The sequence below is a fragment of the Hydrogenophaga sp. SL48 genome (assembly GCF_021729865.1).
Taxonomy (GTDB): domain Bacteria; phylum Pseudomonadota; class Gammaproteobacteria; order Burkholderiales; family Burkholderiaceae_C; genus Hydrogenophaga.
In genome coordinates, this window is the sequence record NZ_CP063400.1 from 2,100,267 (window position 1) to 2,112,114 (window position 11,848).

Below are 11,848 nucleotides of genomic sequence, written 5' to 3' on the forward strand. Positions count from 1 at the left end.
TGCGTCAAAGCTCGGCGCCCAGGGGCAGGATGACCGGGTCGCCGGCCTGCGGACCGGCGGGCTCACTGCGAGTCTCGACGATGCGGTTGGCGGCGTCGGGAAACACCAGCTTGGGGATCACCTCGTCGAGCTTGTCTTCGTGCACCATGCCGAAGGCCGCGATGATCACCAGGTCGCCCACGCTGGCGCGCCGGGCGGCCGAGCCATTGAGCGAGATGATGCCGCTGCCGCGTGGCGACTTGATGGCGTAGGTGATGAACCGTTCGCCGTTGTTGACGTTCCAGATGTGCACCTGTTCGTTGGGGCGGATGTTGCTCGCCTCCAGCAGGTCTTCGTCGATGCCGCAGGAGCCTTCGTAGTGCAGCTCGCAGTGGGTGACGGTGGCGCGGTGGATTTTGGATTTCAGCAGGGTGCGGAACATGAGGAATCTCCTTGAACTGAGGGGGTCTCGGCCATCGACCAGGGATGTCAGGCGTGCGCGCGCGTGGTGTGCATGCCCACGCGGGTCAGCAGGTCCTGGTCGGCCTCCACGTCGGGGTTGCCGGTCACCAGCAGCTTGTCGCCGTAGAAGATGGAGTTGGCCCCGGCCAGGAAGCACAGCACCTGGGTCGATTCGCCCATCTGCCGGCGCCCCGCCGACAGGCGCACCTTGGCTTTGGGCATGGTGATGCGGGCCACGGCGACCGTGCGCACGAACTCCAGCGGGTCGAGGTCGGGCTCGTCGGCCAGCGGCGTGCCCGGCACCTTGACCAGGTGGTTGATCGGCACCGACTCGGGGTACGGCGCCAGGTTGGCCAGCTGCGCGATCAGGCCGGCGCGCCCGGTGCGGGACTCGCCCATGCCCACGATGCCGCCGCTGCAGACATGGATGCCGGCCCCGCGCACGTGGCCCAGGGTGTCCAGGCGGTCCTGGTAGTCGCGCGTGGTGATGATGTCGCCGTACAGCTCGGGCGCGGTGTCCAGGTTGTGGTTGTAGTAGTCCAGGCCCGCGCCCTTGAGGCGTTGCGCCTGGTCACCCGTGAGCATGCCCAGGGTGCAGCAGGCCTCCAGGCCCTCGTCCTTGATCACGCGCACCAGCTCTTCCACCTTCTCCAGGTCGCGGTCGTTGGGCGCCCGCCAGGCCGCGCCCATGCAGAAGCGCGAGGCGCCGGCCGCCTTGGCGCCGAGCACGGCTTCGCGCACGGCCTCGGGCGTCATCATCTTGGTGGCTTCCACGCCGGTCTCGTGGTGCACCGACTGTGGGCAGTAACCGCAGTCTTCCGGGCAGCCACCGGTCTTGATCGACAGCAGCGTGGCCAGCTCCATCTCGGTGGGGTCGTGGTGCTCGCGGTGCACGGTCTGGGCGCGGTGCATCAGCTCGGGCAACGGCAGGCCCAGCAGGGCCTGCACCTCGGCCACCGACCAGGCCTGCTGGTGGGCCTCAACCGACGGCGCCGCGGCTTTGCGCGGGGCGTGGAAATGCAGGGTCTGCTCGGTGGAAGGCAGCAGGGTGGTGTCGGTCGTCATCGTGGTCTCCTCAAAGTTCAAGCAGCGGTGGGGTCACCCCGTCACCGATTCGCGGGTGCCCAGGGGCTGGCCCCAGGCGTTTTCAAACAGGATATTGTCCAATGCGCAGCGCTGGGCCCAGCGCTGCCGCTGGAGCAGGGGTTCTTCGTCGAACCGGTGCACCGGCCCGATGCACAACACGGCCACGGGCTCGGCCCCGTCGGGCATGCCCAGCAGCGCCGCCACGGCCACCGGGTCGAACAGCGAGACCCAGCCCATGCCCAGCCCTTCGGCGCGCGCGGCCAGCCAGAGGTTCTGGATGGCGCAGGCGGTCGAGGCAAGGTCCATCTGCGGCAGGGTCCGGCGGCCAAACACATGGCGCTCGCGCCCCTCGGCCAGCGCCACCACCCAGACCTCGGCCGCGTCCATCAGGCCCTCGACCTTCAGGCGCATGAATTCGCCACCCCGCTCGCCCAGCGCCTGCGCGGTCAACACGCGCTCCTGCTCCACCAGCGCCTGCAGCCCGCTGCGCAGCGCGGGCGAGGCCACGCGCAGGAAGCGCCAGGGCTGCATGAAGCCCACGCTGGGCGCGTGGTGCGCGGCGGTGAGCAGGCGGCGCATCCGCTCGGGCGCGACCGTTCCGCCGGCGAAGTGGCGCATGTCGCGGCGCTCGAAGATGGCGCGGTACACGGCATCGCGCTCGGCCGGGGAGAAAGCCTGGTCGGGGGTGGTCGCCTGGGTCACGTCATGCCACCTGGATCGTCATGGGGCTTCTCCAACGGTAACCACGGTGGGCGGCAGGCGGCACAGGATGCCGTTGCGCAACAGCGGTGGGCGCGCATCGCGGGCGAGGTTGCCATCGGGCGCCCGGTGGTGCATCACGGCGCAGTCGAGCAGCTGCCGGGCAACGCCCTCGGCGGGTGCGAGGTCGCCGAACTGGTAGCTGTGTTTGCCCGGTGCCTGGAAGGCCACGGTGCAGGCGCGCGAGCAGCCGGCGGTGCAGGCCACGCCACGCACGCGCACGGCCGCCCATTCGGGCTGCTCGCCGAAGGCCTGTTCGGCCTGCACCGCTTCGAACAGGAGGTCGCCAGGGGCACGCTGGTCGCGCGGGACCCCGGCGGGGCGGCAGGTGGTGCAGATGATGAGTTCGGTCATGGGTTCAGGTGGTGTGGGCATCGGGTGTCAGGGGGTTCCTGGCTGGCGCAGCTCCGCGCCCCAGGCCGTGGCCCAGGCCGGGCAGCGCCCCAGGGGGCGAACAGGGTCGTCGAAGTTGACGATCACGATGTGGTCGGCCGCCGAGGGAGCGTCCGGCTGCTCCAGGCTGCGTCCGTCGGTGAGCAGCCACAGCAGGCGGCGCCCGCCACCGTGACGCCGCCGGTGGGCCAGGAGTTCGGTCTGCACCTGGCGCAGCCCGGCCCGCAGCGGCGTGCCACCGCCTCCGCCCAGCGGCTGGATGCGCCCCAGCGCCGAGCGCCGCGCCGGTGTGGGCGACAGCAGGCTTTGCACCCCTTGCCCACCGAACAGCACCAGACCCACCTGGTCGCCGGCGCGTGCCGCGTCGTCGATGAGGTGCGCCGCAAACCCCTTGGCGCGCGCCAGCCGGCCGCCGTGCCGCATCGAGCCGGAATTGTCCAGCGCGATCAGGTGCAGGGTCGGCACCTCGGCGGGCCGCCGCACCCACCGCAGGTGGTCTCGGTGCAACGCGGCGGGGCCTTTGTGGACCAGGGTGCGGCACCAGTCGATGCGGCCCGCCGCCGCGGTGCTGGCCAGCGCACCGGTCTGCGCCAGTTGCGGCTTGGCACCGGGGTTCGTGGATGACCACCGCCGCAGGCCAGGCACCGTGGGTGCGCGGCCTGCGGGGTGGTTCAGGCTTTTTTTTCGACAGGCCCTCCGGTCCCGCGAACACGCTCCAGGCCTTCGGGCTGCGGGGGCAAGGCCCCCCAGTCGCCTTCGGCGCCCGACGGTGAATGGTCCGGCGCCGACCCGGCGCCGGGGGCGGATGCGGGGTCGGCCGCCGTGCGCGGGGGCGTGGGGCGCTGCGGGGCCGACGCCGAACGCCGGTGGCCCAGGGCCAGCTCGGCCAGGGCGTCGACGTCCGCGAGCGTCACCTGGCGCCGTCCCGCCAGCACGGCGCGGGCACGCGCGGCCTTGAGCAGCACCAGGTCCCCTCGCACACCGTCCACCCCGGCGCGCAGGGCCAGCGCGGTGGCGTGCGCCAGCACCGCGTCGCTCCAGTCCACCGCGGGCAGGGCCTCGCGCGCAGCGACCACCTGCGCCACCAGCGCGGCCTGTTCGGTGGCCGCGCGCCGCAGCAGGGCTTGTGGATCCAGGTCAAAGTCCAGGCGCGCACGGACGATGGACTGGCGCAGCCCGTGATCGGCGGGGTTCTCCAGCACCACCGACAGCCCGAACCGGTCGAGCAGCTGGGGGCGCAGCTCGCCCTCTTCCGGGTTCATGGTGCCGATCAACACGAAACGCGCCGGATGCTGGCGCGAGACACCGTCGCGCTCGACGGTGTTGACGCCGCTGGCCGCCGCGTCGAGCAGGGCATCGACCAGCGCGTCGGGCAGCAGGTTGACTTCGTCCACGTACAGCACACCGCCGTGGGCACGGGCCAGCAGCCCCGGGGCCAGCCGCACGCGGCCGTCGCGCAGCACGTCCTCCAGGTTGAGCGTGCCCACGAGCTGCTCCACGCTGGCGGCCAGCGGCAGGCTGACAAACGGTGCACCGGGCAGCAGGGCCGCCAGGGCGCGGGCCGCGGTCGATTTGGCCGTGCCCCGCGGACCACTGATGAGCACTCCGCCCATGCCAGGGTCCACCGCCGCCAGCAGCAGCGCCTGGCGCAGCTCGGCGTGGCCGATCAGGGCCGCAAAGGGATAGACCGCAGGGCTGGCGGTCTGCAGCTCGGGGAGTGTGGTGTCGGTGGTGTTCATGTCGTGGGTCCTTCGCCCTGGGTTTCCAGGCGGTGCTCCAGCGCCAGCAGGGTCTGCTCGATGCGCTCCCGGTGCTCGCGCGGGTCTTGCCACAGGCCACGCTGCATGGCTTCGAGCAGGCGCTCACCGATGCTGCGCAGGGCCTGCGGGTTGTGTTGTTCCAGAAAGGCGCGGTTGGCGCTGTCGTGCACATACGCGTCGGCGACCAGCGCGTACTGGTGGTCGCCCACCAGGCCGGTGGTGGCGTCAAAGCCGAACAGGAAGTCCACCGTCGCCGCCATCTCGAAGGCGCCCTTGTAGCCGTGGCGCTGCACGCCCGCGATCCACTTGGGGTTGACCACGCGGGCGCGCACCACACGCGCCAGCTCTTCGCCCAGGCTGCGGATGTGGGGCACGCCAGGGGTGCTGAAGTCGCCGTGGTAGAGCGCGGCAGCCTGACCGCTGAGGTGCTGCACCGCGGCGGCCATGCCGCCCTGGAACTGGTAGTAGTCGCCCGAGTCGAGGATGTCGTGTTCGCGGTTGTCCTGGTTCTGCAGCACCACATCGAGGTCGCCCACGCAGCGCTCGAAACTCGCGCGCGCGGCCGCCCCGTGTTCGTCCTGGCCATAGGCGAAGGCGCCCGCGCGCAGGTAGGCCTGGGCGATGTCGTCCGCGCCTTCCCAGCGCCCGCTGTTGATCACGTCCATCACGCCGGCGCCGTAACCGCCCGGGCGCGGCCCGAACACGCGCCAGCTGGCCTGCCGCAGCGAGGCCGCTTCGGACAGCCCCTGGGCGCGCGCCTCGGCCGCCTCGCGCCCCACGCGACCCCGCACCGGGTTGACGTCGTCGGGCTCGTCCTCCGGGGCGATGGCCGCCACCGCCTTGACCGCCGTGTCGAACAGGTCGATCAGGTTCGGGAAGGCGTCGCGGAAGAAGCCCGAGATGCGCAGGGTCACGTCCACCCGTGGGCGGTGGCGCATCGCCATGGGCAGCACCTCGATGTCCACCACGCGCCCGCTGCCCGGCGCCCACTTGGGCCGCACGCCCAGCAGGGCCATGGCCTGCGCAACGTCCTCACCGCCGGTGCGCATGGTGCTGGTGCCCCAGACCGACAAGCCGATGGAGGCGGGGAAGGTGCCGTGGTCCTGCAGGTGGCGCTCGATCAAACGCTCGGCCGCCAGCGCGCCCATGGCGTACGCGGTGGGCGTGGGCACGGCGCGCGTGTCCACCGCGTAAAAATTGCGCCCGGTCGGCAGCACGTCGGGCCGCCCGCGCGAAGGCGCGCCGCTCGGTCCGGGTGGCACGAACCGGCCTCGCAGGCCGCGCAGCAGCTGGGTCATTTCCTGCTCGCCGCAGGCGTCGAGCCGGGGCGCGAGCCGCTCGTGCACCTCGTCCAGCACCGGCGCGGTGAGCGGCCACCGGGCGCGGTCCAGGCGCTCGCCGCCGTCCAACAGGCGGGTGGCCAGCCGCTCCAGCCGGTCGCGGGTGTGGCCTGCGTGGCGCCAGGCCTCATCACCCAGCACCGCCAATGCCGCGGGACGCGGACCGGTCCAGGGCTGGTTCCAGTCGGGGTCGAGCGGGTCGAAACCGTCCAGCCCCAAGTCGTGGGCCATGGCCTGCAGCAGGCTGGCCTGCCCCTGCCCTTTGCCGCGCGGGAACCGGGCCAGCGCCAGCAGGGTGTCGCTACGTTGGCGACCTTCGGGCGAGCGGCCGAACACGTGCAGGCCGTCGCGGATCTGCGATTCCTTGATCTCGCACAGGTAGGCGTCCAGCCGCGCCAGCAGGCGCTGGCGCGCGGCCTCATCGGCCGGCGCCTCGAAGCCCAGGTCGGCGTGCAGGCCATTGGCAATCACATGGTCCAGGATGGATTGGCGCAGTTTCGTGGCGCGGCGCGGATCCAGCGAAATGGCCTCGCAGTACTCGTCCATCTGCCGCTCCAGCACCTGCAGCGGCCCATAGGTTTCGGCCCGCGTCAGCGGCGGCATCAGGTGGTCGATGATCACCGCCTGCGTGCGCCGCTTGGCCTGGCTGCCCTCGCCGGGATCGTTGACGATGAAGGGGTACAGGTGGGGCAGCGGCCCGAGGATCGCGTCGGGCCAGCACCCGGCGCCCAGCGCCACGCTCTTGCCCGGCAGCCACTCCAGGTTGCCGTGTTTGCCCACGTGCACCAGGGCGTCGGCGCGCCAGACGCGGCGCAGCCAGAAGTAGAAGGCCAGGTAATTGTGCGGCGGCACCAGGTCGGCGTCGTGGTAGGTGGCCACCAGGTCCAGGTCGCGCCCGCGCGCCGGCTGCAGGCCCACGAACACCCGGCCCACGCGCAGCCCGGGCACCATGAAGCGGCCGCTGCGCAGCATCGGGTCCTGATCAGGCGTCCCCCACAGGGCATTCACCTCGGCCTGCCGCTCCGGCGCGAGCGCGCCAAAGTCGACCAGATAGTCGGCCATGGACAGGCTCTGGCCCACCGGTCGGTGGTCGTTGGCGTCCAGCTTGTGGGTCACGCCCTCGATCAGGCGCGCCATCAGCGCGTCGCCGTGCGCCGGCAGTTCGCCCGTGGCGCAACCCTCGGCCTGCAGCGCCCGCAGGATGCCCACCACCGAGGCCGGCGTGTCCAGACCCACGCCGTTGCCCAGGCGGGCGTCGTCGTTGGGGTAGTTGGCCAGCACCAGCGCCAGCCGCAGATCGGCCGGCGGGGTGCGGCGCAAGGCGCACCAGCGCCGGGCCAGCTCGGCGACGAAAGCGACGCGGTCCGCTTCCGGCTGGTAGCGCACCACATCCACCTGCGAGCGCTCGCAGCGCCAGGCCACACCCTTGAAGCTGATGGCCCGGGTGCCGATGCGGCCGTCCACCTCGGGCAGCACCACCTGCATGGCCAGGTCGCGCGGCTGCAGGCCATGCGGGTCGGCCTGCCACTGCTCGCGCGCGCAGCCGGCGGTGATCAGCTGCAGCACCGGCGCATCGCCCGCCAGCAGCGGCGCGTCCACCCCGTCGGCACCGTCATCGCCCATGGCACCCACGGCAAAGCTGGTGGCGTTGAGCACCACGTCGACCGCGTGCTCGGCGGCCAGGGCCTGCACGGTGGCCAGTGAAGCGGGCGACTTGAGCGAATCCAGCGCCAGGGCCAGCGGGTTCACGCCTGCCGCGTGCAGCGCCGCCATCTGCGCATCGAACCCCGCCGTGTTGCCCGACTGCGCGTGGGCCCGGTAAAACAGCAGCAGCGCCACCGGGGCCTGCGCCAGCCAGGGCAGTGGCCGGGCCGGCCGGTAGCGAACCACCGGGGGCATGGGCTGCGGTGGCGCCGGCAGGGCTCCCAGCCCCAGGGCCCGGTGCGCGATCAGGTCAAAGAAGGTCCGCGCGTTGTCGCGACCGCCTTCGCGCAGGCATTGCCAGAGACAACGGCTGTCCGCCACCGCCGCCGTGCCGCGCAACAGCAGCTGCGGGTCTTCCTGCTGCTCGCCAGAAAACAGGGCCAGCCACTGACCCTGCCGGCGCGCCAGCGAGGTCGCCTGCTCCACCACATACGCCCAGTCGGCCGGCGACCCGAGGTGGTCGATCACGACCACCCGCGCGTGGCGCAACACGTCGTCCACGTACATGTCCATCGACGCCGGCTGGCGCAGCCACATCAGGTTGGCCAGGCGCACGGTCGGGAAGTCGGGCGGCAGCGCCGCCACCGCGTCGGCCAGCAGCGACAGCGTGGTGTCGGCCACGGTGAGCACCACGATGTCGCCCGGCGTCTGCGACACGCGCACCACGCCCTGGCCACCGTCTTCCACATGGCCGCCGGGTCGGGTCGAGAGCAGGTGCATGCATGGCTCCGTGAACGGGTGATCAGGCCAGCGCGGCCTGGAGCTCGGCCCGCAGGCCGGCGGCGTCGAGGTGGTCGCCGATCAGCACCAGGCGGGTCGCGCGCGGCTCGTCGGCGCGCCAGGCGCGGTCGAAGTGGCTGTCAAAGCGCTGGCCCACGCCCTGCACCACCAGGCGCATGGCGGCACCGGGCAGCGCCACAAAGCCCTTGACGCGGTAGATTTGATGGCGCTGCACCAGCGCCTTCAGCGCCGCGATCAGCCTGGCGCGGTCGGTCACGTCCAGCCCCATCGACACCGAGTCGAAGGCGTCGTGGTCATGGTCTTCTTCCTCGTCGTGGTGGGTCTTGCGATCGTCGATCACGTCTTCCACCGCGCGCTGCAGGCCCAGCAGCACGTCCAGCGGCACGTCGCCGTGCGACGCGCGCACCAGCTTCACACCCGCAGGTGCCTCGGCGCGCACGGTGGCTTCCACGGCATCGAGCGCCGCCGGGTCCATGCCATCGACCTTGTGCACGATGACCAGATCGGCCGTGGCCAGCTGGTCCTCGAACAACTCGTGCAATGGGGACTCGTGGTCGAGGTTGTCGTCGGCGCGGCGCTGGGCGTCCACCGCCACCGGGTCGTCCGCAAAATCACCGGCCGCCACCGCGGGCGCGTCCACCACGGTGACCACCGCGTCCACGGTGAAGGCGTTGCGCAGCGCGGGCCACTGAAACGCCTGCACCAGCGGCTTTGGGAGCGCCAGGCCCGAGGTCTCGATGACGAGGTGGTCGATCTGGTCGCGGCGGGCGGCGAGCTGTTCCATCACGGGCGCAAACTCTTCCTGCACGGTGCAGCACAGGCAGCCGTTGGCCAGCTCGAACAGCTGGCCGTTGTCGTCGCCGTTCTCATCGCAGCCGATGCCGCACCCGCGCAGCAGCTCGCCGTCAATGCCCAGCTCGCCAAATTCATTGACGATGACCGCGATGCGACGACCCTGGGCGTTGGTGAGCAGCTTGCGCAGCAGCGTGGTTTTGCCACTGCCGAGAAAGCCGGTGACGATGGTGGCGGGAATTTTCTGGAGATTCATGATCGGTCGGTTAAAGGATTGGGGCCACGGTGGGCGAAGGGCGTGGCGACGGGCTCAGTCCTCGATCCCGCGCTGCGCCGGCACACCGGCGTTGAAGTGGTGTTTGATCAGCGTCATCTCGGTCACCGTGTCGGCCAGTTCGACCAGCTCGGCCGGCGCGTTGCGGCCGGTCAGCACCACGGTCACCGATGCGGGGCGCTCGCGCAGGCAGGTCAGCACCGTGTCCAGCGAGATCCAGCCGTAGCGCAGCGGATACATGATTTCGTCGAGCACCACCATGAAGTGCTCGCCGGCGCGGATGGTGGCGTCGGCCTTGGCCCAGCCGGCCTGCGCCAGTTCGGCCGAATGGTCGAGGTCGCGGCTTTTCCAGCTGAAGCCGTCGCCCAGCCCCTCGATGGGAATGCCCAGCTGCTCAAACAGCCGGTGCTCGCCGAACCGGGCCGTCGGCACCTTCATGAACTGGTAGACCTTGACCTTCTTGCCCCGCCCGTGGGCGCGCAGCGCCAGGCCGAAGGCGGCCGTGCTCTTGCCCTTGCCGTGGCCGGTGTGGACCATCACCAGCCCACGGCGCTCGCCCTGGGGTTTGGGGGTGTCGCGGAGGACCGGGGGTGTTTCAATGTGCATGGTGTGATCCGTTGACGTTCGCTCGCTTGAGCAGGTAGGTGTCCATGATCCAGCCGTGTCGGGCCCGCGCCTGTTCCCGCTCGCGCAGGATCTGCGGCCCCACATCGGCCAGGCGGCCGCTGATGCACAGCTGGTCCGGCATGCCCAGGAAGGCGCCCCACCAGATGTGCAGGCCCTGAGGGTCCAGGGTCTGGAAGGCGCATTGCCCGTCCAGCATCACCGCCACGGTGTCGGCGCTGTCGGGCCAGCCGCGCTCGCGCAGCTGCCGCCCGGTGGTGATGAGCACCGGCGCGTTGATGTCGTTGAGCGGGATGGCGTGTGCCGCCGTGAGGGCCTGCAGCGCGGTGATGCCCGGCACCACGGTCGTGGTCAGTTCGGTGTGGGTGGCCAGCCGCCGGGCGATGCGCAAGGTGCTGTCGTACAGCGACGGGTCGCCCCAGACCAGCAGGGCCACGCGGCCGCCCTCGGGCAGGTGCTGCTCGATGGTGGCCAGCCAGATGGCCGCCGTCGCGTCGTGCCAGCGGTCGACCGCACCCCGGTAGTCGGCCTCGGCGCCCTCGCGCACCGGCATGTCGAAGGTGGCGACCAGCGCTTCGCCGTGGGTGATCAGCTCGCGGCACAGCTGCAGGCGCAGGTCGGCCAAATCGGCCTTGTCTTCACCTTTGAGCGGGACCAGGACCAGCTGCGCCCGGTTGAGCACCGCGACTCCCTGGCGGGTGATGTGGTCGGGGTGGCCGGTGCCGATGCCGATCAGGCTCAGTTCAATCTTCATTCGGCACCTGCGGGAAAGCGGGGCTCGGCGCCGAGCGGGCGGTAGCGGCGGTCGTGGTCGGCCGCGTAGAGGCGGCTGTGGCCGAAGTCCTGCGCGCCGAGGTTGCGCCCGACAAGGATGAGCGCGGTGCGGTCGATGCCTTCGCCGATGGCCGCCTCGATGGCCGACAGACTGGCCCGCACCACGCGTTCATCGGGCCAGCTGGCGCGCCAGACCACGGCCACCGGGCAGTCGGCCCCGTAATGGGGCAACAGGTCTTGCACCACCTGGGGCAGCACATGGACAGACAGATGGATCGCCAGCGTGGCGCCGGTGCGCGCGAACTGCGCCAGGGCCTCGCCTTCGGGCACGGGCGATGCGCGCCCGCTGGTGCGCGTGAGCACCACCGACTGGCTCATGCCGGGCAGCGTCAGCTCGCAGCCCAGTGTGGCGGCCGCCGCCGCGAACGACGGCACCCCCGGCGTGACCGTGAAGGGGATGCCCGCTTCGCGCAAGGCGCGCAGCTGTTCGCCCATGGCCGACCACACCGACAGGTCGCCGGAATGCAGGCGCGCCACGTCCTGTCCCTGGTCGTGTGCGGAGCGCAGCGCCTGCACGATCTGCTCCAGCGACAAGGGCGCGGTGTTGACGATGCGCGCGCCCGGCGGACAGTGCGCCAGCACGCCCTCGGGCACCAGCGAACCGGCGTACAGACACACCGGGCTGGCGGCGATCAGGTCGCGTCCGCGCAAGGTGAGCAGGTCGGGGGCACCGGGGCCGGCGCCGATGAAATGGACGGTCATGTGACAGGAGGTTCAGAAAGGTTCAGGGCGATGGCGGCGGTGGCGCTGCCGTCGGCGCTGATGTGGCGGGATGCGGCGAGCACGGCGCCCTGCCCCGCGGCCGCCAGGGCGGCGGCTTCGGCCAGGCTGTGTGATCCATAGCGCGCGGGCACGCGGTCGCGGGGCGGCAGGTCTTGCGCCGCCAGCAGCGCCAGCGGCACGGCGTGCACCGGCAAGCCCTGTTCGGCCGCCAGTTGCACGAAGGCGGGGTGGTGGCACTTGTCTTCGGCGGTGGCCAGGGCCCGGAGCACCACGGGCGCCCGCTGCCCGCGTTCGGCCGCGCGCACCGCCTGCGCCAGCACCTGCTGCAGCGCCTGGCACGTGGTCTGCCCGCGAAAGCCCAGTCCGGCAACCATGGT

General features: G+C 71.6%; 12 protein-coding genes. All 12 read right to left on the reverse strand.

What is annotated here, in order from left to right; translation table 11 throughout:
• Positions 1–4: 4 nt before the first annotated feature.
• Genes panD through IM738_RS10045 form a run of 12 tightly spaced genes read right to left on the reverse strand, consistent with a single transcriptional unit; the run spans position 5 to position 11,845 of the window.
• Entirely contained in the window at positions 5–421 is a 417-nt protein-coding gene (panD, locus tag IM738_RS09990; RefSeq protein WP_236965711.1) for an aspartate 1-decarboxylase, read from the reverse strand.
• A 47-nt stretch (positions 422–468) separates the two neighbouring features.
• Complete coding sequence (gene bioB / locus IM738_RS09995; protein ID WP_236965712.1) at positions 469–1,506, reverse strand: biotin synthase BioB; 1,038 nt, start codon at positions 1,504–1,506, stop codon at positions 469–471.
• Positions 1,507–1,539: 33 nt separating this feature from the next.
• Entirely contained in the window at positions 1,540–2,229 is a 690-nt protein-coding gene (bluB, locus tag IM738_RS10000) for a 5,6-dimethylbenzimidazole synthase (protein WP_236965713.1), read from the reverse strand.
• 18 nt (positions 2,230–2,247) lie between these two features.
• Complete coding sequence (locus tag IM738_RS10005; RefSeq protein ID WP_236965714.1) at positions 2,248–2,640, reverse strand: DUF1636 domain-containing protein; 393 nt, start codon at positions 2,638–2,640, stop codon at positions 2,248–2,250.
• Between the two features lie 27 nt (positions 2,641–2,667).
• Positions 2,668–3,324, reverse strand: a complete 657-nt coding sequence (locus IM738_RS10010) for a vWA domain-containing protein (RefSeq protein WP_236965715.1) — start codon at positions 3,322–3,324, stop codon at positions 2,668–2,670.
• A gap of 26 nt (positions 3,325–3,350) precedes the next feature.
• On the reverse strand, positions 3,351–4,418 hold the full coding sequence (locus IM738_RS10015) for an ATP-binding protein (RefSeq protein WP_236965716.1): 1,068 nt from the start codon (positions 4,416–4,418) through the stop codon (positions 3,351–3,353).
• The gene (gene cobN / locus IM738_RS10020) at positions 4,415–8,203 is read right to left on the reverse strand and encodes a cobaltochelatase subunit CobN (RefSeq protein WP_236965717.1); all 3,789 of its coding nucleotides are present in this window, start codon (positions 8,201–8,203) and stop codon (positions 4,415–4,417) included. Before cobN ends, IM738_RS10015 begins: the two co-directional genes overlap by 4 nt.
• A 22-nt stretch (positions 8,204–8,225) precedes the next feature.
• A complete protein-coding gene (cobW, locus tag IM738_RS10025) occupies positions 8,226–9,272 on the reverse strand; it encodes a cobalamin biosynthesis protein CobW (RefSeq protein ID WP_236965718.1) in 1,047 nt (348 codons plus the stop codon).
• A gap of 54 nt (positions 9,273–9,326) precedes the next feature.
• Entirely contained in the window at positions 9,327–9,896 is a 570-nt protein-coding gene (gene cobO, locus IM738_RS10030) for a cob(I)yrinic acid a,c-diamide adenosyltransferase (RefSeq protein ID WP_236965719.1), read from the reverse strand.
• Complete coding sequence (gene cobF, locus IM738_RS10035; protein WP_236965720.1) at positions 9,886–10,668, reverse strand: precorrin-6A synthase (deacetylating); 783 nt, start codon at positions 10,666–10,668, stop codon at positions 9,886–9,888. Before cobF ends, cobO begins: the two co-directional genes overlap by 11 nt.
• A complete protein-coding gene (cobM, locus tag IM738_RS10040) occupies positions 10,665–11,450 on the reverse strand; it encodes a precorrin-4 C(11)-methyltransferase (protein WP_236965721.1) in 786 nt (261 codons plus the stop codon). The genes cobF and cobM overlap by 4 nt, the downstream gene beginning before the upstream one ends.
• Complete coding sequence (locus tag IM738_RS10045) at positions 11,447–11,845, reverse strand: cobalamin biosynthesis protein (protein WP_236966287.1); 399 nt, start codon at positions 11,843–11,845, stop codon at positions 11,447–11,449. The genes cobM and IM738_RS10045 overlap by 4 nt, the downstream gene beginning before the upstream one ends.
• Between the last annotated feature and the right edge of the window lie 3 nt (positions 11,846–11,848).